Raw genomic sequence first — 23,221 nt, forward strand, 5'->3', positions numbered from 1 at the left:
ACGCGCGGCAAGGCTCAACCGGCGAAGCCGTCTTCACCCCGCTCCAGCATCAGCGGGATGACAAGGTCTTCCTCATCGTCGAGATGGCGGGCGAGCATGGCGACAAGCCGCACATTCTCCTCGGCATAGGCATCGGCAGCGAAGCGCTGTCGGTCGGCATCCTGCCGAAGCGCCAGCAGGAGCTCGCGCGCCCTTTCGCCATTCCTTTCCAGCGCCTCGTGGATGATGTGATGGTCACTGTCGAGAATGTCGAAGCCCCGCTGCAGTCTCGGCTCCGCCCTTGCGAAGACGGGGAAATAATGAAGATCCTCCACCTGATGGTGGCCGTGAAGCTGCTGCAGGAAGAAGCGCAAACGGGGCGCGAACCACTGAGCGAACGAGGCTGGCGGCAGCCTGCCTTCACGGTAGTCGTCCACCCCGCGCCGCAGCATGCCGCCCAGCTCCCGGAACATGTCGTGCCTTTGCAGCCAGAATTGCGCCATCTCGTCCAGATTCGCATGGCTGCCCCACGTCTCGCGCGGATATCTCCGAACCAGAAAGCGCAGATCCTCGGGCAATTGCCGGCGGTTTTCGAGATGAAGCGCTGGCGGCAGGTCGGTCATCGTCGATCGCTTCCACTCCTAGCCGGCCACGGGCACCGAATCCGTGGAACGGGCATATTGCGGCAGGCCGTCGGCGATTTCGTAGTAATCGCCCTTGTCGTCAACGAAGATATGGGCCTCGGGTTTCAGCCCGCTTGGCTGGTCGAAGCTGCCAGCCATGACCGAGGTTCTGTCCGCCCCGTTGCGCTTCCAGAAAAGGGCCGAACCGCAGGTGCGGCAAAAGCCGCGCTTGGCGAAGTCCGAAGCCGCATACCAGGTGAGATTGTCGGGACCCTCGATCTCGAGGCATGCATCATCGACATCCGTGGCGGCATAGAAATGGCCGGACTGCCTGCGGCACTGCGAGCAATGGCAATAGACGACGCCGCGCAGGGCGCCGTGCGTGCGAAAGCGCACCGCCCCGCAAAGGCAGCTTCCCCGTTTCGTCTGCGACATGGCAATCCTCCAGAAAAAAACCCCGCCACTATGGCATGGCGGGGTGGGCTCTTGAAACGCAAAGCGCTGAACGCTGCGATCAACAATGCCTGACGACGGGGGCAGGCCCTGTCCTAAACGGCAGCAACCTTCCGTGCCGGCTGCGCGGCTGCGTCCTTCTTGAGCAGCTCGGCCACCAGGAAAGCAAGCTCCAGCGCCTGGTCTGCATTCAGGCGCGGGTCGCAGTGCGTGTGGTAGCGGTCGGAAAGATCGTCGGCCGAGATGGCGCGCGCGCCGCCGGTGCATTCGGTGACGTTCTTGCCCGTCATCTCGATGTGGATGCCGCCCGGATGTGTGCCTTCGGCGCGATGCACCGCAAAGAAGGTCTCCACCTCCTTCAGAATGCGGTCGAAGGGCCGGGTCTTGTAGCCATTGAGCGAAATGGTGTTGCCATGCATGGGGTCGCAGGACCAGACCACCTTGCGGCCCTCCTTCTCCACCGCCCGCACAAGCCTCGGCAGGTGCTCGCCGACCTTCTCGGCACCAAAGCGGGCGATCAGCGTCAGCCGGCCCGGCTCGTTCTCCGGATTGAGCAGGTCGATCAGGCGCAGAAGGCCGTCCGGCTCAAGCGAAGGACCGCATTTCAGGCCGAGCGGGTTCTTGACGCCCCGGCAATACTCCACATGCGCGTGATCGGGCTGGCGCGTGCGGTCGCCGATCCAGATCATGTGGCCGGAGGTGGCATACCATTCGCCGGAGATGGAATCGACGCGTGTCAAAGCCTCCTCATAGCCGAGAAGCAGCGCCTCGTGGCTGGTGTAGAAATCAGTCTCGCGCAGCGAAGGATGGCTTTCGGCGTTGATGCCGATGGCGCGCATGAAGTCCATCGACTCGGTGATGCGGTCGGCCAGCGCCTTGTAGCGCTCACCCTGCGGGCTGTCGGAAATGAAGCCCACCATCCACTTGTGCACGTTCTCGAGATTGGCGAAACCGCCCTGGGCGAAGGCGCGCAGGAGGTTGAGCGTGGCCGCCGACTGGCGATAGGCCATCTCCTGGCGCGCCGGATCCGGAAGCCGCGACACCTCGTCGAAACCGATGCCGTTGATGATGTCGCCGCGGTAGGAAGGCAGCGTGACTCCGTCCTTCGTCTCCGTGTCGGAGGAGCGCGGCTTGGCGAACTGGCCGGCTATGCGGCCCACCTTCACCACAGGCTGGGCGCCGGCGAAGGTCAGCACCACAGCCATCTGCAGGAAGACGCGGAAGAAGTCGCGGATGTTGTCGGCCCCGTGCTCGGCAAAGCTCTCCGCGCAGTCGCCGCCCTGCAGCAGAAAGGCTTCTCCATTGGCCACGCTGGCAAGCTGCCGCTTCAGCTTTCTGGCCTCACCCGCAAAAACCAGCGGCGGATAGGTGGCCATGCGCGCCTCGACCTCGGCCAGCGCCACCTGGTCCGGATAGTCCGGCACCTGGCAGATTGGCTTGTTTCTCCACGAACTCGGCGACCACTTCGTCATGTCCACACCCATAGGCTTTGCGTCCCCGGCAGGCCCGTGCCGGCCGGAAAGCGGCTATTTAGCGGAAGCTGTCCCCCGATACTACCCCGCTTTTGCCCGGCCGGCGACGGAAATCGGCAAAAGGCGCGCCGCAAGCCGGTCCCTCAAAGGCGCTGCCCGTTCTTCACCCGGTAGCTCGGTTCATACATCGTCACCAACTCCTCGGCGGCGGTGGGGTGGACGGCCATGGTGCGGTCGAACGCGTCCTTCGTCAGGCCCGCCTTGATGGGGATGGCGAGAAGCTGCGCCATCTCGCCCGCATCCGGCCCCAGGATATGGGCACCGACAACGCGGCGCGAGGCCGCATCGACGACCAGCTTCATGATCATCTTCTCCTGTCTGCCGGAGAGCGTGTGGCGCATCGGCCTGAAGCTGGCCCGGTAGACCTCCAGCGCATCGTAGCGCCTTGCCGCGTCCTCCTCGCTCAGGCCCACCGTGCCGATCTCCGGCTGGGAGAAGACGGCCGTGGCGATGTTCTCGTGGTCGACTTCGGTCGGGTTGTTCCTGAATGCCGTCTCGATGAAGCACATGGCCTCGTGTATGGCGACCGGCGTGAGCTGCACGCGGTCTGTGACGTCGCCGATTGCCCAGATGTTCTCGACATTGGTGCGCGAGTAGCTGTCCACCAGGATCTCTCCCCGGGGTCCTGTCTTCACGCCGGCCGCCTCCAGTCCCAGATCCTGGGTGTTGGGAATACGGCCGATGGCCAGCATCACCTGGTCGAAGGTCATGGTCGCGCCGGATTTCAGCCTCGCATCCAGCCGCCCGTCGCTGCGCTTTTCCACGGCCTCCAGGATATCGTGGCAGAGAATGCGGATCCCCTTGGCCTCCATTGCCTCGTGCACTCCGCGGCGCAGGTCGCCGTCGAAGCGGCCGAGGATCTCCTTGCCGCGATAGATCAGCGTCGTGTCGACGCCGAGACCATGGAAGATGTTGGCGAACTCGACCGCGATATAGCCGCCGCCCTCGATGGCAATCGCACGCGGAAGCGCGGCAAGGTCGAAGGCTTCGTTGGAGAAGATGCAATGCTCGTGCCCCGGCAGGGCCTTGTGCGGATTCGGCCGCCCGCCAGTGGCGATGAGTATCTTCTCCGCCGTCAGCGTTTCATCGCCGACGCGCACCGTGTGCCGGTCGACGAGCACGGCCCTCCCCTCGATGATCCGCGCGCCGGCATTCTTCAGCCCTTTGCGATACAGCCCTTCGAGACGGGCGATCTCCCGATCCTTGTTGGCCACGAGGGTCGGCCAGTCGAAACGCGGCTCGCCGGGCGACCAGCCATAACCCACCGAATCCTCGAAATGCTCGCGAAACTGGGAAGCATAGACGAACAGCTTCTTCGGCACGCAGCCGCGAATGACGCAGGTGCCGCCGAAGCGGTATTCCTCCGCGACCGCCACACGCTTGCCCATGGCCGCGGCAAGGCGCCCTGCCCTCACGCCGCCTGAGCCGCCGCCGATGACAAAGAGATCGAGATCGAAGTCCGCCATGCTGTCCTGTCCATGGTTCTGCCTGCAATGCCACCTTCAGCTATGGGATGCGCAATGAAAAGAAAAGCCCGGCGCGCGCGCCGGGCCATCGAATTGCGTTCAACAATCCGTTTGCTGCCGCCTACTGGCCGGCGCCGGGCTCCGCCCCCGTTTCGCCCTCGGCAGGCGCCTGGGCGCCACTGGCCGCCTGCAGCTGCTCGCCGACGGCGTTTGCGAGATCGCGCACCAGACCGCGCTGCCATATCTCGGCCGCCTGCAGCACTTCCCGCGTGACGATCGGGCCATCGGAGAGAAGCTTCTTGCCGGCCGGCGAGGTGTAGAACTCGGTGATTGCGCTGAGATCCTCCTCGCTGAAGACCCGCGCATAGGCAAGCGCGGCCTCCCGCTCCAGGTCGGCGCGGCGACTCGCCAGCTCAAGCGCCTTCTGGTCGACGGTGGCGTTGATGAGTTCCACCATGTTGGGGCTCTGCTGGATAAGCTCCGCCTTCAGCCGTTGCGCGGCCTGCGGCAGGATCGCGTCGAAATCGTTGGTGGCGGCAATCGCGTCGATGGCGGCATAGGCCGCCTTCAGATGCGAATCAGAAATCTCCTGAGCCGTTGCCCGCATCGAGAAGGCGGTGAGAGCCATTGCGGCGGTGAGCGCAACAAGGCGGGCGCATCTTGCCAGTTTCATTGTCGGTCCTGCTCCGTTTCTCGGGTTCTTGTCAGCTTTGCGCGTCGATTGTCCTGATGCCGTCTCGGCCGGCCAGGATGGCCAGGCTCGCAAGCCCGATGAAGAGGCCGTGCTCCACGACACCGGGAATGGCGTTGAGTTCGTCAGCGAATGCTCTTGTCGCCGGAATACGGCCAAATGATGCATCGACGATGTGGTGGCCGCCATCGGTGACGAACGGTTTCCCGTCCGCCATGCGCAGCCTGATCTCGCCGGTCAACCCGAAGCGCCGGCCGGCTGCCTCGATGGCCAGCATCGTGGCGCGCAGGCCGAAGGCATTGACCTCGATGGGCAGCGGAAAGCGGCCGAGCGCCTCCACGAGCTTGCTTTCGTCGGCAATGACGATCATGCGGCGGGATGCCGCGGCAACGATCTTCTCGCGCAGAAGCGCCCCGCCGCCGCCCTTGACGAGCGCCAGACCGGGGCCGATCTCGTCGGCGCCGTCCACAGTGAGATCGAGCTCCGGCGTTTCATCCAGTGTGGTGAGCGGCACACCGAGTTCGCGGCACAGCGTTTCCGTGCGGATGGAGGTGGGAACGCCGACGATCTCAAGCCCCTCGGCCACCCTGGTTGCCAGCAGACGCACGAACTCCTCCGACGTGGAGCCGGTGCCCAATCCCAGCTTCATGCCGGGCTCGACATTTGCGAGCGCCGCACGCGCGGCCTCGATCTTCAGCGCTTTGGTGTCCTCAGTCATCTTGCCTCGAGCGTTTTGGCATGCTTCCTAACTTTTTTCGCCGCGGCCGGCAAATGCCTTTCACGCCGGCAATCCTCCGCACCGTGCCAAGGGGAAACGGATGACCGCACCCATCGTCGTCTTCGATCTCGACGGAACGCTCGTCGATACAGCGCCTGACCTGCTCGACAGTCTCAACCACTGCCTGCAGAGCGCCGGCGAGCCAGCAGTGAACCTTGGGGATGTCCGCCGCTTCGTGGGCTCGGGAAGCCGCGCCATGATCGCGCGCGCCTTCGCATCACGCGGCAAGACGCTGCCCGACAGCGACCTTGATTCCCTCCAGGCGCTTTTTCTGGAGCACTACGAGGCGGGCATCCCGGGGCGCTCGCGCCCGTTTCCCGGCGTACTGGAAGCGCTCGACCGCCTGCGCCGGGCCGACTTCAAGGCAGCGGTGTGCACCAACAAGCACGAACGGCCGGCGCGACGGCTTCTGGAAGGGCTCGATATAGCCGGGCATTTCGAGGCCATCAGCGGCGGCGACACCTTCACCTACAGGAAACCCGATCCGCGGCATCTGCTCGACACGATCGCGCAGGCCGGCAGCGCCCCGGGACTTGCCGTCATGGTCGGCGATTCGCGGGCCGACATCGACGCGGCCAAGGCCGCCGGCATTCCCGTCGTCGCGGTGGATTTCGGCTACACCGACCGTCCCGTGCACCTGTTCGAGCCGAGCCGCGTCATCTCCCACTTCGATGCCCTCACCGTGTCGCTTGTGGAAGAACTCGTGGAAGCGGCTGCCGACCAAACGGCGTCTTGACTTCCGCGCCGGCCACCCCTTATATCGCCGCGCGCTCGGCATTGACCGGTCGGGCGGGCGCGTAGCTCAGCGGGAGAGCACACCCTTCACACGGGTGGGGTCGTAGGTTCAATCCCTACCGCGCCCACCACTTCCAAGAGGACCCAAGGGAGCGCGGCAGCAAGGCTGCTGTTTCACGAGCCAGTCAATGCAATCCTGAAAGCGACCCATCGTGCACGCCTCGGTCGTCAGAGCGTCAGCCTTCGTGGCATCCATCTTTGCGCTGTATATCGCGGGGGCCATGCTCGTCCCGGCGGCGGTCGATCTCTACTACGGCCACAGCGACTGGCAGGTCTTTGCCGTCTCCGCCTTCACGACAGGCGCAGTGGCGCTGACCGTGGCGGCCGCCACGCGCGACCGAACGCCCATCCGCTCCACCCGGCTGGCCTTTCTCGTGGTGGTGACCTTGTGGCTCACTGTCGGGCTGATCGGCGCCCTTCCCCTCTATGCCGCCTCGCTCAATCTCGATTTTGCCAGCGCGGTGTTCGAGTCGGTCTCGGCCGTCACCACCACCGGCTCCACTGTCATTACCGGGCTCGACGATCTGCCGCCCGGCATTCTGCTGTGGCGCTCGATCCTTCAATGGATCGGCGGGCTGGGTGTCATCGCGCTCGGCCTGTTCTTTCTGCCGATGCTGAATGTGGGCGGCTTCTCCTTCTTCCGCATCGAATCTTCCGACATCGAGGATCGGCCCTTCGAGCGACTGTCGAGCTTTCTTCACGCGCTGGTGGGCATCTATGTGGTGCTCACCGCCCTGTGCGCCATCTCCTATGCCGCGGTGGGCATGCGCACCTTCGACGCGGTCAACCATGCCATGACGACGGTGGCAACGGGCGGCTTCTCCACCCACGATGCGTCGCTCGGCTATTTTCAGAGCGATGCCGTGCTCTGGATCAGCACCGTGTTCATGATCCTGGGGGCTTTGCCCTTCTCCATCCTTATCCTTCTGGTGGTGCGCGGCCGGCTGGACGCCCTGCGCGACCCGCAGATTCGCCTCTTTCTCGCCTATGTGATCGCCTTCGTGCTGGCGCTCGCCATGCACCGGCGCATCGTGGACGGCACGCCCTTCGGCGAGGCGCTCACCAGCACGACCTTCAATCTGGTTTCCATCATCACCACCACCGGATATGCCAGCGAGGACTACACGCTATGGGGGCCCTTCGCCGTCACCGTGTTCTTTTTCGCCACGTTCCTCGGCGGCTGCTCGGGTTCCACCTCGGGCGGGATAAAGGCCTATCGCTTCCTGATCCTCGCCCGCATGCTGCAGAACGGCCTGCGAATGCTGGTTTACGGACGCTCGGTGCAACCGCTGCGCTATGGAAACCGTACGGTGGACGAGGAGATGCTGCGCGCCATCACGCTCTATGTGATCGGCTTCATTCTCGTTTGGGTGGCGGTGACGCTGGCGCTTGCCGCCGGCAATCTGGATATGACGACCGCGATCACCGCGTCGCTGACGGCGCTCACCAATGTCGGCCCCGGGCTCGGCCCCATTGTCGGACCTGCCGGCAATTTCGCCTCGCTCAGCGACTACGCAAAATGGATCCTGTCGGTCACCATGCTGCTCGGGCGGCTGGAGATCCTGGCCGTGCTCGTCATCCTCACACCCACATTCTGGCGCAACTGAATCAGCTTCCCGGCGCGCGTGTCTCCTCGACACTTGCCAGAGCCTTCTTCAGGCGCTCGTCGCGCCCATAGGTGTCGGGGTGGTAGCCGACCGCCCCCGAAGCCTCAGGCCAGGCGGTAAAATAGCCGACATAGACGGGGATCTTCTGCGGCACGTTGCGCCGTCCGTTGCGGCCTTTGGCAATTTCGCCGGCCACCTCGTCCTCCGAGGTGCGCAGCACGGCTGCCGCCATGGCACGCGGATTCTCCAACCGCACACAGCCGTGGCTATAGGCACGGGTGTCGCGGGCAAAGAGCTGCCTGGCCGGCGTGTCGTGCATGTAGATACTGTGCCGGTTGGGGAACATGATCTTCAGCTCCCCGAGCGCATTCTGCGGACCAGGCTTCTGGCGAACGCTGAAGGGGATATTGCTGCCATAGCGTCCCCAGTCGACCGAAGTCGAGGAGACGCGCTGGCCGCGCGAATTGAACACCTCGTAGCCCGCCCGGTCGAGATAGCCGGGGTCGCGCCGCAGTCGCGGCAGCTTCTCATTGACGAGGATCGAGCGCGGCACGCCCCAATAGGGATTGAACTCCACATATTCGATCTCGTCGTAGAAGAAGCTCGTCTGGTTGGACGGGCGCCCAACCACGGTGCGCATGGAAAGCTTTTCTTCCCCATTCTCGATGAAGCTGGCAGTGAAGGAGGCGGCGTTGATCATCACCCGCGTGCTGCCGAGATAGGAAGGCAGCCAGCGCAGGCGTTCCATCGCCAGCAGCACTTTCTCGATGCGCGCCTGTTTCGATTCCCCGGCAAGCGCGCCAACCGTCTGTCGGCCGACGATCCCGTCGGGATTGAGATCGTGCCGCTTCTGCGCCGCCTTGATGACCGGCACGAGCTCCCGCGCATAAGTTTCGCTGCCGGCATGGGCAAGCAGCAATGCGCCGTGCTCGGCGCGGAAGTCGTCATCGGCATCGCGCTCGATGATGCGCAGGATCTTGGGAAACTCGGGGTGGCTGTCGCCGGGGCGCACGAAGGTCTTCGGGTCGACGACGATTTCCTTTTCCGGGCTCTCCCTGAGCGCCCTCAGCTCCTCGCGGAGGCGGGCATAGAGCGCGTTTCGCGGCTGCAGAGAAAGCAGATACGCATCGGGCTTTGCGGTGCGCGAAAGGATATCGAGGACGCGCGCCTCCTCCAGAGGCTTTGCGGGCAGGTCGTGATAGCCGGAGAGCTTGTTGGGGTCGACCCGGCCGAGCCTGGCGTCGCGCGCATAGCGCAGGGCGCGCGCCGAAAGCGTCATCTCGAACTGCATGGCCGCCCGGCGGTACTTCTGCGGCTCATCGGGCGCGCCAGCGGCCGGCGGCAAGCTCACGGCATAGTCCGCCTCGGAGAGCCCATGGGAGGCGGCATCGTTCAGCACCTCCAGCACTGCGCGCGCCCGCTCGTTGGGTCCTTTGTCGTCAATCCAGACGAATTCCGGCTGGCGCGTGTAGTGGTCAAGGAGCGCTGCAGCAATCTCCTTCTCGGCGGAAAGGTCGAACCCTTCCAGTTCGCCGAGCGCGGCGCGGAAGGATGCGCTGCCTGCCCTGCCCTCAAGCGCGGCGGCAAGAGCGGCAAAATCCACCTTCGTCAGCGCCTCCGCGCGGTAGGTATAGAAGGACGGCGCGGAGACCTTCGGCAGCGGCTTGCGCGGCGCCTCCTCATCGCGGCGCCTGGCCTCGCCCTGCTGTTGCCGGCTGGCGGGGACATCCGGGCCCGGCCTGTAGATGCGCTGCCTGTCGCCGCCATTGCCGAACAGGATGTCGAAGAGATAGCGCTCGGCATTGGCGGGGGCTGCCGTCGCGCCCATCGCGACGGCAAGGGCCAGCACCGAGAGGCCGCTGCGTTTTCCGAAGCTGATCGTCATGAAATCACCCCTGCAATCGTCCCGCCCCGCAATGGCAATGCTGGACTTCGCCGACCACTCCCCCGAATAGCCGGAAAGAATCCACCAATCGTTAAGATTATATCGGCTCGGTGAAGAGAGCGTAACCGGCGGCCGGGTTGCCCTCACGCCCCCTTCTTCACGAAGTCGTGATCGCTACACGTCCCCGCTTCGCCGGCGTGCCAAGCCCCGCGGCAAAGGCGGCCACCTGTTGCACCGCGCGCGGATCGGAAAGGATGCGCCGGTGGCCAGCGCCGGCAATCCAGCGGCGCTCGACATGCGGGCCGGCAGCGGCGATGGCCTCGGCATCGGCGGGCGGCACCTCGCGGTCGTCCGGCGCATGGAGAACAAGCGCGGGAACGGCAAGGCGCCTCATCTGGGCGGCGACGGAGAATGTGGAGAGAGGGGCGCCCGTGATCCGCTCCACCTCGGCATTCAGGGCCGCGCGCGTGCGCCGGCCAAGCCGGCAGCGATCCGCGAAGACCTGAAACACCTCCTGCATCGAATTGGGAGCGGCAATCAATACCAGGCGATCGACCGCGAGTGGCGCAAGACCGGCCACCGCGCCCGCGGCTGCGCTGACGACCACCGCCCCGCCGAACGAATGGCCGACAGCGAGGGAAAACGGGCCGAGCCAAAGTTGCGCCGTGCCCACCGCGGCCACGGCCTGCGCCATGTTGAGCCGGCGCCCCGGCGAAGCGCCGTGTCCCGGCAGATCCAGCGCCACCACGCGCATCCCCTGCCCGCGCAGCGCCTCGATGATGGCTTGCAAGTGCTCGGTGCGCGATCCCCAGCCATGCACCACCAGCGCCGTCGCCCACCCCCTGCCGCCCGCTGCCGGGCGGAACTCGTGGCAGACGAAATCCCCATATGCGCTGGTCAGCCTGTGCTTGCGCGCCTGCGCCATGAACGGCCTGGCCGCGCGCACCGCCTCGCGCGCACGCTGCGAGGCGCGGGCCGGATCGGGCGTGCGGCAGAACAGGGCGAAGGCGGCGCGTCCCGCCAGACGTGGCGCAAACGTCTCTGCTGTGCAAAATAGTCCTGCAAGAAGCGGCAAGGGCCAGGACATTATGAGGACTCCATTCAGTTCAACCATGAACATTATAGTTCAAGCATGAACAAGCGGCAAGAGCTCCCCTGGGACAACCCGCGCTTTCGCAACTGGATCGCGGTGATCCGAGCCGAAAAGGCGGTGATGCGCGTTCTCTCGCGCGCCTTGGCTCCGCTTGGCCTGAAGGTGGCGCAACTCGACATCCTCATGAATCTCTACCGCCATCCGGGCACCTCGCAGCACGAATTGGCACGGCGGCTTCTCGTCGGCCGTTCCAACATCACCATGCTGCTGCCGCAGCTCGAAAAGCAGAATCTGCTGCGCCGCGAGGGCGACGAGAAGGACAGGCGCGTCATGCGCCTTTATCTCACCGAAGAGGGCGAGGCGCTGCTGATGAAGGCACTCGCGGTCTACACCGCGCTCATCGACCGTGTCATGGCGCAATCAAGCCCGGAAACCTGCGATGCCATCGGCGCGCATATGCGCCGCATCGTCGAGGCACTGGAGGAGGAATAGAGGCGACGTTACCACATGGTCTTTGCGGCGCGCGCCGGCCATTCGGCATCGTAGGTCGCGCCATCGATGTCGCCGCCACTAAGCTGAGCCAAGATGTCACCCGGAGTGGGCAGCAGTGTCGCATCCGCCTGCGCATCCATTGACCACAAACGAGAACGCTGGATTGCCCGTGCACACTGGAAATAGATGCTTTCCACATGGATGACGATGACAGAGCGCGGTGACTTTCCCTCCGTGGCAAGGGAGAGGCAGAGGGCCGGATCGGCGGAAAGATGGGCACGACCGTTCACGCGCAATGTCGTGCCGGATCCCGGCACAAGGAAAAGCAGGCCGACGCGTCCATCGCGTACGATGTTCCTCAGCGAATCGACACGGTTGTTGCCGCGCCGATCGGGCATCATGAGCGTGCGTGAATCATGGATATGCACGAAGCCGGGCCTGTCGCCGCGCGGCGAACAGTCGAGCCCTTCCGGCCCGGCAGTGGCCAGCGCCACGAAAGGCGAGGCCCGGATGAACGCCTCATAGCAGGGGATGATGTGGTCGATCTCTTTGACAAGGGCTGTCCGGGCGGGTCGGCCATAAAGGGATTCCAGCTCCTCAACCGTTTCGATCCGTCCCTGCTTCCCCGCTTCAGCGTTCACGGCTCATTCCCTTTTCCTCCAACGCGCGCAGATAGTCCCGCCAGCGCCGCTCGCGTTCGCGGCCCAGCGTGGCCAGATAGCTCCAGGTATAAAGCCCCGTCTCGTGGCCATCGTCGAAGACGATGCGTACCGCGTAGTTGCCCACCGGCTCGATGCGCGCGATGGCCACATCCTTCTTGCCGGCGACGGTCACGCGCTGATCGGGCGAATGGCCCTGCACCTCCGCCGAAGGCGAGAGAACGCGCAACATCTCGGCGCTGAGCGGCATCGACGCCTCGCCGTCGAAGGTGACGGTGAGCAGCTTCCGATCCTTCGAAACACGCAGTTCCGTGGGTGGTTTCATCGCAGCCTCCGCGCAACCCCTACGCCATGATCGCAGCGCTTGGAAGGGCCACCGTGCATCGCCTGCATTGCCTCCTGCCGCGGCACGGTGCTAGCGTGCGCATCGGGCATTGAAAATCCAGACCGCGCAGCCACATTCAGGGTTCGGGCTCGCACGGGCAGGAGGCAGGATGAGCGAAACCGTGAACATGATCGATCCCTTCGGGCGCGCCATTACCTATCTGCGCGTGTCGGTGACGGATCGCTGCGACTTTCGCTGTGTCTACTGCATGGCCGAGGACATGCATTTCCTGCCCAAGAAGGATCTGCTGAGCCTGGAGGAACTGGAGCGGCTGTGCTCGGTCTTCATCGAGAAGGGCGTGAGGCGGCTCAGGCTGACCGGCGGCGAGCCGCTGGTGCGCAAGAACATCATGCATCTGGTCCGCCAGCTTTCCCGCCACCTCGAAAGCGGCGCCCTCGACGAGCTCACGCTCACCACCAATGGTTCGCAGCTTGCCCGTTTCGCCGGCGAGCTCGCCCGCTGCGGCGTGCAGCGCGTCAACGTCTCCCTCGACACGCTCGACCCGCAGAAGTTCCGCGCCATAACGCGCTGGGGCAACCTCGACAAGGTCATGCAGGGCATCGATGCGGCACAGGAAGCGGGGCTGCGGGTCAAGATCAACGCGGTCGCGCTCAAGGGCTTCAACGAGGACGAAATCCCCGAGATGCTCACCTGGGCGCATGGCCGGGGCATGGACATGACGCTGATCGAGACCATGCCGATGGGCGAGATCGACGCTGACCGGACCGACCAGTATCTGCCGCTCTCGCAGATGCGCGCGCGGCTGGAGGAGCGGTTCACCCTCACCGACACTCCCTACAAAACGGGCGGCCCTGCCCGATATGTGGAAGTGGCGGAAACAGGCGGCCGGCTCGGCTTCATCACGCCGCTGACACACAATTTCTGCGAAAGCTGCAACCGCGTGCGGCTGACCTGCACCGGCACGCTGTACATGTGCCTCGGCCAGGAGGATGCTGCCGATCTGCGCGCGCCACTGCGCGCCTCGGAGGGCAACGAGCTCGTCTCCCGTGCCATCGACGAGGCAATTTCGCGCAAGTCCAGGGGACACGACTTCGTCATCGACCGCAACACGAAACGCCCCGCCGTTTCCCGCCACATGAGCGTCACCGGCGGCTGACAACGTTTTTGTCCGCCTGGCCGATTGCCTTGCACGCGTTTCGATCATAAGCAAAGCTTATGAAATCCGCTGCGACACGCGCCTTGCCGGCACCGGGGGCGGTTCCGCAAGCGAGAGGAGGATGCGTGCGGCCATTGCGGCCGACATGTCAGAGGATCCCGTAGCAGACGATGACCGCCCGTCCCTTCGACAGCACCACTCCGCCGCACATCCTGACCCTCGTCATCGCGGCGGCAACGGCCTCCGTCTCCATGAATGTCTTCCTGCCGTCGCTGCCGGGCATGGCAAGCTACTTCAACGCGGACTACGCCATCGTGCAGCTCAACGTCTCGCTCTATCTGGTGGCCACCGCCGTGCTGCAACTGGGGATCGGCCCTGCCTCGGACCGTTTCGGCCGCCGTCCGGTCATGCTGTTCAGCTTCGCCGTTTTCATTCTCAGCACGCTGGCGGCCATTCGCGCGCCGACGATCGAGGCGCTTTTGCTGTGCCGCGTCTTGCAGGCGTTTTCGGCGGCCGGCATGGTGCTGTCGCGCGCCATCGTGCGCGATACGGTGGGTGCAGACGAAGCGGCGAGCCGCATCGGCTACATCACCATGGGCATGACGGTCGCCCCCATGGTCGGCCCGATGATCGGCGGTATCCTCGACGAGCTTTATGGCTGGCAGTCCACCTTTCACCTGATGCTCGCTTTTGGCGTGGTTGCCTTTCTCGTGGTCTATCTCGACCTCGGCGAGACCAACGCCCATCGCTCGGCCAGCATGACGCGCCAGTTCCGCAACTACCCGGAACTGTTCTCGTCACACCGCTTCTGGGGCTACTCGGCCACCGCCGCCTTCACCTCCGGCGCCTTCTTCGCCTTTCTCGGCGGCGGGCCTTTCGTGGCGACGCGGCTTCTCGGGCTTTCGCCGTCCGCCTATGGTCTCTATTTCGCTGTCATCACCGTCGGCTATGCGCTGGGCAACTTCCTGTCCGGGCGCTATTCGCGACAGGTCGGCATCAATCGCATGATGCTCGCCGGCAACCTCTTCGCCGTGATCGGAACCGGCCTGTCCATCCTGCTGTTCCTTCTCGGTTGTTTTCACCCGCTGTCGCTGTTCGGTCCCACCTTCTTCGTAGGTCTGGGCAACGGCATCGCGCTGCCCAATGCGAATGCCGGCGTGGTCAGCGTGCGGCCGCATCTGGCCGGCTCGGCCTCGGGGCTGGGCGGCGCGCTGCAGATTGGCGGAGGTGCCGCACTTTCCGTCCTCGCCGGGGCTTTCCTGACCGATGAGTCGGGGCCCTATCCGCTGCTTCTCGTCATGTTCTTCTCCTCCCTTTGCGCCGTGCTGACCACGCTCTATGTCATACAGGTCGCCCGGCGGAAGGGCGCGCTTTAGGAGGAGCATAATGGGCGAGCGCATCGCGGGCGTCATCCTGGCCGGCGGGCGCGCCACGCGCATGGGCGGTGGCGACAAGTGCCTGCGTCTGCTTGGCGGAAAGCCGCTGCTGGCCCATGTGGCCGCACGGCTTGCCCCCCAGGTCGATGCGCTCATTCTCAACGCCAACGGCACACCGGAACGCTTCGCAGCCTTCGCCCTCGACGTGGTGCCGGACATTTTGCACGGCGTCGGCCCTCTGGCCGGCGTGCTGACGGGAATGCGCTGGGCGGAAGAGCGCGGCTTTTCCGGCATCGCCACGGCGGCGGCCGATTCGCCCTTCTTTCCTCGCGATCTCGTCTTCCGCCTGCAGGCGGCAAGCGATGGCATGCGCCGCATCGTTCTGCCGCGCTCGGGCGGGCACCCTCACCCCACCTTTGCCCTTTGGCCGGTGGCCCTTGCAAATGATCTGGAGGGCTTTCTCGATGTCGAAGGCCCCTCCTCCATGCGCGCCTTCGCAGGCGGGCGCCACGAGCCGCAAATGGTGGATTTCGCCATTGACGGAGACATTGACCCGTTCTTCAACATTAACACGCAGGACGACCTGCGCAGAGCCCAACGCCTGGCGGAGACCTTGCGATGACACACCGCGTTTTCGGAGTGACGGGCTGGAAGAACTCCGGCAAGACGACGCTGACCGTGCGCCTGGTGGCCGCTTTTGCCGAACGGGGCCTGAAGGTGGCAACGGTCAAGCACGCTCACCACAGCTTCGACATCGACCAGCCCGGCACGGACTCCTTCCGCCATCGCCAGGCCGGTGCAATGGAGACCGTCATCGTCTCCAGCCGGCGATGGGCGCAGATGCACGAACTGGCAACCGGAGAGCAGGAGCCTTCGCTTGCCACCGTGCTCGCCCGCATTTCACCCTGCGACCTGGTGCTGGTCGAAGGCTACAAGAACGAGGCGCACCCCAAGATCGAATGCCGGCGAAAGGAGGCGCGCGACCAAACGCCCCTCGCCGGTTCCCTGCCGGGGATCGTCGCCATCGCCAGTGACGAGGCCGACCGGCAGGAGGCCGGCTTGCCCTTCTTCTTCCTCGACGACATACCAGGCATCGCCGGCTTCATCCTGTCCCATCTCGGCATGGAATAGCCGCGGATTGTCTGCAGATAACAGCGCTTTACGGCTTGCAATTCTATCGCGAAGGGTGGGAATATCGCGCCTCAAGCTCCGCATCCGGCTGGAAAAACGCGGAGCGGACGAGAACAGAGAGGAACACTTATGCGTATTACACGGCGTATTGCACTTGGCCTGTCGGCGGCGGCACTGGCAGTAGCGGCGGGCGCGGCCACGGCGCAGGAAAAGATGCAGATCCGCATCGGCACGGAAGGGGCCTACCCGCCCTTCAACAATCTGACGGCCGACGGTCAGCTCGAGGGCTTCGACATCGACATCGCCCGCGCCCTGTGCGAGGAAATGAACGCCGAATGCACCTTCGTGACCCAGGACTGGGACGGCATCATCCCCGCCCTTCAGGCCGGCAAGTTCGACGCCATCATCGCCTCCATGTCGATCACCGAGGAGCGCAAGCAGCAGGTCGACTTCACGGAGAAGTATTACAACACCCCGCCGGCGCTGGTGGTGATGAAGGATTCCGACATCACGGGCGTCACGGCGGAAGACCTCGCCGGCAAGGTGATCGGCGCCCAGGCGGCAACCACCCATGCCCAGTTTGCCGAGGCGAGCTTTCCCGACAGCGAGGTGCGGGTTTATCCCACCGCCGAGGAATACAAGCTCGACATGGCCAATGGCCGGCTGGATGCCGTTCTCGACGACGTGATCGTCCTGCAGGAGTGGCTGGACACGCCCGATGGCGAGTGCTGCAAGGTGCTCGATACACTGAAGCCTGTCGAGGAAATCTACGGCGAGGGTATCGGGATTGCGGTGCGCAAGGGCGAAGACGAGCTGCGCGAGAAGTTCAACGCCGCGATCCGCGCCATCCGCGAAAACGGAAAGTACAAGGAAATCAACGACAAATACTTCGCCTTTGACGTTTATGGCGAATAGTGCCGGCAAGGGTATTTCCAGAAGGGAGCGGCGGAATCCCATTTCCGCCGCTTTCCACAATCGCAGCGCGTCCGGCATGCGCGGGCCCGCCAGGGCCTGACGCTCGATAAAACAATCAGGGGGCGCGCCAGGGGGAACGGCTGAACGATGGATGGCATTCTCACGCTTCTGAGCTTCGGCCCGCAGGGCTGGGGCGACCAGATTGCCGCCGGCGTGGTCGTCACCGTGTCGCTGGCACTCGCCACGCTGCCGCTCGGGCTGGCCATGGGTTTCCTGGTGGCACTCGGCAAACGCTCCGACGATGCGCTCATGCGCCTGGCCGCCAACATCTACACCACGATCTTCCGCGGCCTGCCCGAACTTCTCACCCTGTTTCTGGTCTTCTACGGCGCACAGATCGCCGTGCAGCAGCTCATGCGCTTCGCCGGGGCGGAATCGGGCATCGAGATCAACGCCTTCGTGGCCGGCATGGTGGCGCTGGGCGTGGTTTTCTCCTCCTATGCGAGCGAGGTTTTCCTTTCCGCCTTCCGCGCCATTCCCGACGGCCAGTATGAAGGAGCCTACGCCATCGGCCTTTCGCGGTGGCGCACCATGCGGCTCGTCATCCTGCCGCAGCTTGTCCGCCTCGCTCTGCCGGGCCTGTCCAATCTCTGGCTGATCCTGTTGAAGGATACGGCGCTGGTCTCCGTCATCGGGCTGTCGGACATTCTGCGCCAGGCGGGCATCGCCGCGCGCGTGACCAAGGAAGCCTTTCTGTTCTTCGGCGTTGCCTGCCTGCTCTATCTGGTGCTGGCCATGCTGTCTTCCATCGTGTTCGCAGCCATCGAGCGGCGCGTATCGGCCGGCGGGGTGATGCGATGAGCCTGTCAGGCACCTCTTCCAGCGCCGAACTGCCGCCGCCCGTTCCCGCCAGAAGGTGGAGCCGCACGCGCCTGGCCGGTGCGCTGCTGCTTGGCCTGTGGGCGCTTTTCGGAATCGGCATCGTTCTCTTTCTGGTGCGGGCGTGGAATCCCGATCTCTTCTGGCGGTATGCGCCAAACTACCTCTCGGGCCTCTGGATAACGGTCAAGCTTGTCGTCATCTCCATCGTGGTGGGGGCGCTCCTGTCGGTCCCCGTGGCGCTCGGACGGCGCTCGAAACACAAGGCGATAGCCACCCTCGCCTATGCCTATGTCTATTTCTTCCGCGGAACACCGCTGCTGGCGCAGACCTTTCTCGTCTACTACGGCCTCGGTTCCTTCCGGCCCGAGCTGCAGGCCGTTGGCCTGTGGGGCTTTTTTCGCGAGGCGTGGTATTGCGCCATTTTCGCCTTTTCCCTCAACACCTCGGCCTATCAGGCGGAGATCCTGCGCGGCGCCTTCGAGAGCGTCGGGCGCGGCCAGTGGGAGGCGGCGGCGGCCCTCGGCCTGTCGCGCTGGCAGACCGTCTACAAGATCATCCTTCCGCAGGCCGCGCTCGTGGCCCTGCGACCCTATGGCAATGAGGTCATCCTGATGTTGAAGGCGTCGGCCATCGTCGCCATCATCACCGTGTATGACCTCATGGGCGAGACCAGGCGCGCCTATTCACGCACCTTCGATTTCCAGACCTATATCTGGGCCGCCCTCATCTATCTGGGGATCGTGGAGGCGTTGCGCATGACGATCGACCGTATCGAACGCCGGTTGACACGGCATCTGCGTCGGTGAACCCTGACGATCCCCCACCCCACCCGAAAAGAGCGGAGGAAAAGCCGAATGGCGAAGGTCGCATTCATCGGACTCGGCATAATGGGCTATCCCATGGCTGCCCATCTCAAGAATCGCGGCGGCCATGACGTGACCGTCTACAACCGCACCGCCGCCAAGGCGGAGAAATGGGTGGCAGAGCACGGCGGCGCCATGGCTCCCACGCCGGCGGAAGCGGCCCGGGACAAGGACTTCGTCTTCGCCTGCGTGGGCAACGACGACGATCTGCGTTCCGTCACGCTGGGCGAGGACGGTGCATTCGCCGCCATGAAGGCCGGCGCCGTGTTCATCGACAACACCACGGCATCCGCCACCATCGCGCGCGCGCTGGCCAGCGAGGCGCAGAAGCGCGGGCTCGGCTTCATCGACGCGCCCGTCTCGGGCGGTCAGGCCGGGGCGGAGAACGGCGTTCTCACCGTCATGTGCGGAGGAGACCAGGCCACCTTCGACAAGGCGAAGCCGGTGATCGAAGCCTATGCCCGCATGGTGGGCCTGATGGGGCCGGCCGGAGCCGGACAATTGACCAAGATGGTCAATCAGATCTGCATCGCCGGCCTCGTGCAGGGACTGGCCGAGGGCATACATTTCGGCAAGAAGGCGGGCCTCGACATCGAGAAGGTGGTGGAGGTCATTTCCAAGGGGGCGGCCGGCTCATGGCAGATGGAAAACCGCTACAAGACCATGAATGCCGGCCAGTACAATTTCGGCTTCGCTGTGGACTGGATGCGCAAGGATCTCGGCATCTGCCTCGCCGAGGCCAACGAGAACGGCGCCAAGCTGCCGGTCACGGCGCTGGTGGACCAGTTCTATAAAGAGGTACAGGAGATGGGCGGCAGGCGCTGGGATACCTCCTCGCTGCTGGCCCGGCTCGAACGGAAAGGCTGAGGAAGGGGAGGAGGAAAAGGTGACGGCTCTGCGCTTTGCGCCGGTTACCGCCGACACCTGGGCCGATTTCGAGGCTTTGTTCGAATCTCCGGGCGCACCGAAATATTGCTGGTGCATGGCGTGGCGGGACATGCCCGACCGGCAGGCTGCAAGCAATGCGGAGAGGAAGCAGGCGCTGAAATCCCTTGTCGATGCCGGCACGCCAGTGGGCCTGCTCGCCTATGCGGGCGATGAGCCGGTGGCCTGGTGCTCCGTGGCACCGCGCAACAGCCTGCGCAGGCTGTCGCCCTGGCAGGACGAAGCCGAACGGGACGTGTGGGCGATCGTCTGCTTCTTCATCCGCAGGGACCATCGCCGGCAGGGGCTCGCCTCCAGGCTTCTCGATGCCGCCGTGGAGCATGCCTTCGCTTGCGGGGCGCAGGCCGTCGAGGCCTCTCCGGTGGACCCCGACTCGCCGAGCTACCGCTTCATGGGCTTCCGCACCATGTATGCCAGGCGCGGGTTCCGCGAGATCGGGATGGCGGGATCACGCCGCCACGTCGTGCGGCTGGAGCGGGAGCAACGCGCATGAAGCCGCATATCCGGGCCGTTCTTGCCGCGCTGGCTGCATCCCTGGCGATCCCCGGAGCTCAGGCAACGGAGGGAATGAGAATCGGATGGCAGGATCTTCTGCCGCCTGGGAGCAGCGCTTCCGCCACGCAGAAGATCGCATCCAGGCCCAAACCGCAAAACACGGACGTCGCGCTGACCACGGCCCTGGACGGCGAGATTGTCGAGATCTCTGGCTATCTCCTTCCTGCCGACCGCGAGGGCGATCTGGTCTATGCGTTCATGCTGGTGCCGCGTCGCGGCGCCTGCTCCCACATGCGGCAGCCGCCGCCTGCCCAGGTGGTGCGCGTGGTGCCGGAGAAGCCCTACAGGCTCTCCATGAACTACGAGCCGGTAACTGTCAGCGGCAGGCTCGGTGTGGGGCTGGAGAAGACACAGCTGTTCATCCTCGACGGCGTGGCGGTCATCGAGTCCGGTTACCGCCTGAGTGCAGCGCGCGTCTTCCGCACCGCCATGGAAAGCGGCACGTCGCCCTCGCGCACACCGTGGGGCTTTCTGAAAGGCGCGCCGGGCGGTTAGCCATCTCACGCCGTGGTGTGGGCGGGCTCCTTGTCGAGCACCAGATAGTCGAGCGGCAGCTCGGTGGTGTACTTGATCTGCTCCATGGCGAAGGAGGAAGAGACATCGCGGATCTCGATCTTGGAGATCAGCTTCTTGTAGAAGGCGTCATAGGCCGCGATGTCGGGAACCACCACGCGAAGAAGATAATCCACGTCACCGCTCATTCGGTAGAACTCCACGACCTCGGGAAACTCCTTGATGACCTCCGCGAAGCGACGCAGCCATTCGTGGCTGTGCGCGTTCGTGCGGATGGCGACGAACACCGTGACGCGGGCATTCACCTTGACGGGATCGAGAAGCGCCACGCGGCGGCGGATCACCCCCTCCTCCTCGAGCTTCTGGATGCGCCGCCAGCAGGGCGTGGTCGACAGGCCCACTTTCTTGGCGATGTCTGCCACGGCGAGCGTGGCGTTTTCCTGCAACAGGCGCAGGATCTTGCGGTCGAGACGGTCCATTCGGCCTACTCCGATTGGAAATTTATTCCACAACTTGCGTATCTCTCCACCGATTTCAAGAAAAATTTTCTCAAGGAAGATTCACGGCGTTTGAGCAGACCGCGCGACCGTCAGATTCTCTTTTGTATCTCTTTCTTAAGAAAGGGCAGCAAATCCCTCTCAAACCATGAATTTTTCTTCATCCATGCCGTGTTTCGCCACGAAGGATGCGGCAGAGGCAGATGGTGCGGGCCGTCGCCGGCAGCAAAGATCGCCTTCCAGTTGCGCACCGTTTCGGTAAGGCTGGGCGCGCGCAACCGCTGCATGTGCCATGCCTGGGCGTATTGCCCAACCACGAGAACCAGCTCGATTTGCGGCATGGCGGCCAGAAGCCGCGCACGCCAGGCCGGCGCACATTCGCGCCGCGGAGGCAAGTCGCCGCCCCGCGCATCCTGGCCGGGAAAGCAGAAGCCCATGGGGATGACGGCAAAGCGCCCGGGATCGTGGAACACCTCCCGGCTTACCCCCAACCAGTCGCGCAAGCGGTCGCCGGAGCGGTCGTCGAACGGCAGGCCGGATTCATGCACCCGCGTGCCCGGCGCCTGGCCGGCGACGAGGATGCGCGCGCGCCGCGATGCCGTCACAACGGGGCGCGGCTCGTGCGGCAATGGTGCACCCAGCGGGCGGTCGCGGCACAGCCGGCAGGCGTGGATTTGCTCCACAAGCGTCTCAAGCGCCTCTGCCATGGGGGCGGCTGTTCAGGCTGCGGCGCTGGGTCTTGCGGCCACCGCGTCATACCAGCGCTTCAGATGCTTCAGCTCGGCGGGCATATCAATGCGCGCAGGCTTCATGAACTGTATGGCTACAAGGCCCGTGATGTCGGCAATGGTGAACGCCTCGCCGGCGATGAAGGGGCGCTGCGCAAGCTCCGAATCGAGGAAGTACAGAAACGCCACGGCCTTTGGCTTGTTGGCCTCGCCCCATTCCGGCACCTGCGGCACCTCCCAGCCCTTCATCGCCGGGTGAAGGTGGCGGAAGGCCGCGGCAACGGTCATGAAAAGGCCGTGCTCGACGCGCCTTTGCCACATCTCCACCTGCGCCCTGCCGACCGCCCCGCGGCCGAACAGCGCCGGCTCGGGCTGTATCTCCTCGAAATAGCGGCAGATCGCGACGGACTCGGTCAGCACCGTGCCGTCGTCGAGCTCCAGCACCGGCAGGCGCCTGAGCGGGTTGAGGCGGGCGAGCGCCTCGCTGCGGTGCTCCATCGCGGCCATGTCCACGGGCTGAAGCGGCACTTCGATCCCCTTCTCCGCGAGGAAAACGCGCACCCGCCGCGGATTGGGTGCCCTGCCTCCGTCATAAAGCTTCATCGCCACCTCCTTCCCTTTCCTCGGGGCTCCAGTGTTGCCGGATGAGCCGCCGCAGAACCTCCAGCACCCAGGCCACCGGATCAGGCCGCTTTTCCTCGCTGCCCTGTCGCGCCGCCCGCCATTCCTGCGGCCTCTGAAACGTTCCCGCCCACAGCCCCAGCCTCGCCCGCCGCGCCTCCGCCTCGGCTGCCTGATAGTCACCGTAGGCGATTGCCCAGCCGGATTCCACCATGGCAAGGCCGAGGTCGCGCCCTCCCGCCTCGCAGCAGGCAACCAATCGGCCATAGCGGTCGCGCTCGTGGCCCCGGCAGGTCACCGCACGCCCTTCGGCAAGCATCGCCAGCGCCTGGCGGGCGCGGCGGCCGCAGGCATAGGCCCGTCCCGCCCGGCTGCATGTCTGCGCGTATTCCGGCGCGTCGATGCCGGCGATGCGGAAGCGCTCGCCGGCCAGCGTCAGGCTGTCGCCGTCGGCGACCGTCGCCTGGCCGCTCACCTCCCGCACCATCCCCTGCCCCAACAAGCCTGCGGCCAGCACCAGAAGCGCCAGCAGTGCCGCGGCACCCGCCCAATCGCCAAAGCGACGCCAATGCCGCATGGGGCGGCGGCGCCCTCTTCCATAGCGCACGCTCATGGGTTGAAGGGTCTCTTAATCATTCTT

The 23,221-nt window shown here is 64.9% G+C and carries 27 protein-coding genes and 1 tRNA gene; 14 read left to right on the top strand and 14 right to left on the bottom strand.

Annotated elements, in window-relative coordinates; all coding sequences use genetic code 11:
- Nucleotides 1-14: 14 nt before the first annotated feature.
- From NYR58_RS16975 to rpiA, 6 genes are all read right to left on the bottom strand, one after another.
- Nucleotides 15-602: a hemerythrin domain-containing protein gene (locus NYR58_RS16975; RefSeq protein WP_261522346.1), complete on the bottom strand. Its 588-nt coding sequence runs from the start codon at nt 600-602 to the stop codon at nt 15-17.
- An 18-nt stretch (nt 603-620) separates the two neighbouring features.
- The gene (locus NYR58_RS16980; protein ID WP_261522347.1) at nt 621-1,037 is read right to left on the bottom strand and encodes a GFA family protein; all 417 of its coding nucleotides are present in this window, start codon (nt 1,035-1,037) and stop codon (nt 621-623) included.
- Nucleotides 1,038-1,150: 113 nt separating this feature from the next.
- A complete protein-coding gene (locus NYR58_RS16985; protein WP_261522348.1) occupies nt 1,151-2,527 on the bottom strand; it encodes a class II 3-deoxy-7-phosphoheptulonate synthase in 1,377 nt (458 codons plus the stop codon).
- A 143-nt stretch (nt 2,528-2,670) separates the two neighbouring features.
- Nucleotides 2,671-4,053, bottom strand: coding sequence for a glutathione-disulfide reductase (gor, locus tag NYR58_RS16990; protein ID WP_261522349.1), 1,383 nt, complete (start codon nt 4,051-4,053; stop codon nt 2,671-2,673).
- A 121-nt stretch (nt 4,054-4,174) separates the two neighbouring features.
- Nucleotides 4,175-4,726, bottom strand: coding sequence for a DUF2059 domain-containing protein (locus tag NYR58_RS16995; protein WP_261522350.1), 552 nt, complete (start codon nt 4,724-4,726; stop codon nt 4,175-4,177).
- Nucleotides 4,727-4,757: 31 nt separating this feature from the next.
- Complete coding sequence (gene rpiA, locus NYR58_RS17000; RefSeq protein WP_261522351.1) at nt 4,758-5,462, bottom strand: ribose-5-phosphate isomerase RpiA; 705 nt, start codon at nt 5,460-5,462, stop codon at nt 4,758-4,760.
- A 100-nt stretch (nt 5,463-5,562) separates the two neighbouring features.
- Here rpiA and gph point away from each other — a divergent pair, with 100 nt between their 5' ends.
- The 3 genes from gph (at nt 5,563) to NYR58_RS17015 (ending at nt 7,924) form a co-directional block, all read left to right on the top strand.
- Entirely contained in the window at nt 5,563-6,258 is a 696-nt protein-coding gene (gene gph, locus NYR58_RS17005; protein ID WP_261522352.1) for a phosphoglycolate phosphatase, read from the top strand.
- 55 nt (nt 6,259-6,313) lie between these two features.
- A tRNA-Val gene (locus NYR58_RS17010) sits at nt 6,314-6,388 on the top strand.
- An 81-nt stretch (nt 6,389-6,469) separates the two neighbouring features.
- Nucleotides 6,470-7,924: a TrkH family potassium uptake protein gene (locus tag NYR58_RS17015; protein ID WP_261522353.1), complete on the top strand. Its 1,455-nt coding sequence runs from the start codon at nt 6,470-6,472 to the stop codon at nt 7,922-7,924.
- A 1-nt stretch (nt 7,925) separates the two neighbouring features.
- Here NYR58_RS17015 and NYR58_RS17020 read toward each other — a convergent pair whose 3' ends face one another.
- Both NYR58_RS17020 and NYR58_RS17025 read right to left on the bottom strand, forming a co-directional pair.
- Nucleotides 7,926-9,809, bottom strand: a complete 1,884-nt coding sequence (locus tag NYR58_RS17020) for a L,D-transpeptidase family protein (RefSeq protein WP_261522354.1) — start codon at nt 9,807-9,809, stop codon at nt 7,926-7,928.
- Between the two features lie 157 nt (nt 9,810-9,966).
- Nucleotides 9,967-10,896: an alpha/beta fold hydrolase gene (locus NYR58_RS17025; RefSeq protein ID WP_261522355.1), complete on the bottom strand. Its 930-nt coding sequence runs from the start codon at nt 10,894-10,896 to the stop codon at nt 9,967-9,969.
- 45 nt (nt 10,897-10,941) lie between these two features.
- On the opposite strand from NYR58_RS17025, the gene NYR58_RS17030 reads away from it, so the two are divergent.
- On the top strand, nt 10,942-11,394 hold the full coding sequence (locus NYR58_RS17030; protein ID WP_261522356.1) for a MarR family winged helix-turn-helix transcriptional regulator: 453 nt from the start codon (nt 10,942-10,944) through the stop codon (nt 11,392-11,394).
- A gap of 8 nt (nt 11,395-11,402) precedes the next feature.
- On the opposite strand, the gene NYR58_RS17035 is transcribed toward NYR58_RS17030, so the two are convergent.
- Both NYR58_RS17035 and NYR58_RS17040 read right to left on the bottom strand, forming a co-directional pair.
- On the bottom strand, nt 11,403-12,035 hold the full coding sequence (locus NYR58_RS17035) for a pyridoxamine 5'-phosphate oxidase family protein (protein ID WP_261522357.1): 633 nt from the start codon (nt 12,033-12,035) through the stop codon (nt 11,403-11,405).
- A complete protein-coding gene (locus NYR58_RS17040; RefSeq protein ID WP_261522358.1) occupies nt 12,025-12,378 on the bottom strand; it encodes a DUF971 domain-containing protein in 354 nt (117 codons plus the stop codon). The genes NYR58_RS17035 and NYR58_RS17040 overlap by 11 nt, the downstream gene beginning before the upstream one ends.
- A gap of 181 nt (nt 12,379-12,559) precedes the next feature.
- Here NYR58_RS17040 and moaA point away from each other — a divergent pair, with 181 nt between their 5' ends.
- From moaA to NYR58_RS17090, 10 genes are all read left to right on the top strand, one after another.
- Nucleotides 12,560-13,555, top strand: coding sequence for a GTP 3',8-cyclase MoaA (gene moaA, locus NYR58_RS17045; protein WP_261522379.1), 996 nt, complete (start codon nt 12,560-12,562; stop codon nt 13,553-13,555).
- A gap of 170 nt (nt 13,556-13,725) precedes the next feature.
- A complete protein-coding gene (locus NYR58_RS17050) occupies nt 13,726-14,931 on the top strand; it encodes a multidrug effflux MFS transporter (RefSeq protein WP_261522359.1) in 1,206 nt (401 codons plus the stop codon).
- Between the two features lie 10 nt (nt 14,932-14,941).
- Nucleotides 14,942-15,553 carry a molybdenum cofactor guanylyltransferase MobA gene (mobA, locus tag NYR58_RS17055; RefSeq protein ID WP_261522360.1) on the top strand — a complete coding sequence of 204 codons (612 nt, stop codon included), beginning with the start codon at nt 14,942-14,944 and terminating at the stop codon, nt 15,551-15,553.
- On the top strand, nt 15,550-16,062 hold the full coding sequence (gene mobB, locus NYR58_RS17060) for a molybdopterin-guanine dinucleotide biosynthesis protein B (RefSeq protein ID WP_261522361.1): 513 nt from the start codon (nt 15,550-15,552) through the stop codon (nt 16,060-16,062). The genes mobA and mobB overlap by 4 nt, the downstream gene beginning before the upstream one ends.
- Before the next feature lie 129 nt (nt 16,063-16,191).
- Nucleotides 16,192-16,977: an ABC transporter substrate-binding protein gene (locus NYR58_RS17065; protein ID WP_261522362.1), complete on the top strand. Its 786-nt coding sequence runs from the start codon at nt 16,192-16,194 to the stop codon at nt 16,975-16,977.
- 147 nt (nt 16,978-17,124) lie between these two features.
- Nucleotides 17,125-17,838 (top strand): ABC transporter permease, encoded by a 714-nt coding sequence (locus NYR58_RS17070; protein ID WP_261522363.1) that lies wholly within the window; start codon nt 17,125-17,127, stop codon nt 17,836-17,838.
- On the top strand, nt 17,835-18,665 hold the full coding sequence (locus NYR58_RS17075; protein ID WP_261522364.1) for an ABC transporter permease: 831 nt from the start codon (nt 17,835-17,837) through the stop codon (nt 18,663-18,665). The genes NYR58_RS17070 and NYR58_RS17075 overlap by 4 nt, the downstream gene beginning before the upstream one ends.
- A 48-nt stretch (nt 18,666-18,713) precedes the next feature.
- Nucleotides 18,714-19,589: an NAD(P)-dependent oxidoreductase gene (locus tag NYR58_RS17080; RefSeq protein WP_261522365.1), complete on the top strand. Its 876-nt coding sequence runs from the start codon at nt 18,714-18,716 to the stop codon at nt 19,587-19,589.
- Nucleotides 19,590-19,608: 19 nt separating this feature from the next.
- On the top strand, nt 19,609-20,160 hold the full coding sequence (locus NYR58_RS17085) for a GNAT family N-acetyltransferase (protein WP_261522366.1): 552 nt from the start codon (nt 19,609-19,611) through the stop codon (nt 20,158-20,160).
- Nucleotides 20,157-20,717 carry a DUF3299 domain-containing protein gene (locus NYR58_RS17090; protein WP_261522367.1) on the top strand — a complete coding sequence of 187 codons (561 nt, stop codon included), beginning with the start codon at nt 20,157-20,159 and terminating at the stop codon, nt 20,715-20,717. The genes NYR58_RS17085 and NYR58_RS17090 overlap by 4 nt, the downstream gene beginning before the upstream one ends.
- A 5-nt stretch (nt 20,718-20,722) precedes the next feature.
- Here the strand turns inward: NYR58_RS17090 and NYR58_RS17095 are convergent, their stop codons facing one another.
- The 4 genes from NYR58_RS17095 to NYR58_RS17110 all read right to left on the bottom strand — a co-directional run bounded on the left by NYR58_RS17095 (nt 20,723) and on the right by NYR58_RS17110 (nt 23,158).
- Nucleotides 20,723-21,214 carry an Lrp/AsnC family transcriptional regulator gene (locus tag NYR58_RS17095; RefSeq protein ID WP_261522368.1) on the bottom strand — a complete coding sequence of 164 codons (492 nt, stop codon included), beginning with the start codon at nt 21,212-21,214 and terminating at the stop codon, nt 20,723-20,725.
- Nucleotides 21,215-21,324: 110 nt separating this feature from the next.
- Nucleotides 21,325-21,939 (bottom strand): uracil-DNA glycosylase family protein, encoded by a 615-nt coding sequence (locus NYR58_RS17100; protein ID WP_261522369.1) that lies wholly within the window; start codon nt 21,937-21,939, stop codon nt 21,325-21,327.
- A gap of 12 nt (nt 21,940-21,951) precedes the next feature.
- Nucleotides 21,952-22,563, bottom strand: coding sequence for a glutathione S-transferase family protein (locus NYR58_RS17105; RefSeq protein WP_261522370.1), 612 nt, complete (start codon nt 22,561-22,563; stop codon nt 21,952-21,954).
- Entirely contained in the window at nt 22,550-23,158 is a 609-nt protein-coding gene (locus NYR58_RS17110; protein ID WP_261522371.1) for a thermonuclease family protein, read from the bottom strand. The genes NYR58_RS17105 and NYR58_RS17110 overlap by 14 nt, the downstream gene beginning before the upstream one ends.
- Nucleotides 23,159-23,221 lie beyond the last annotated feature (63 nt).

This window comes from Chelativorans intermedius, assembly GCF_025398255.1.
Taxonomy (GTDB): Bacteria; Pseudomonadota; Alphaproteobacteria; order Rhizobiales; family Rhizobiaceae; genus Chelativorans; species Chelativorans intermedius.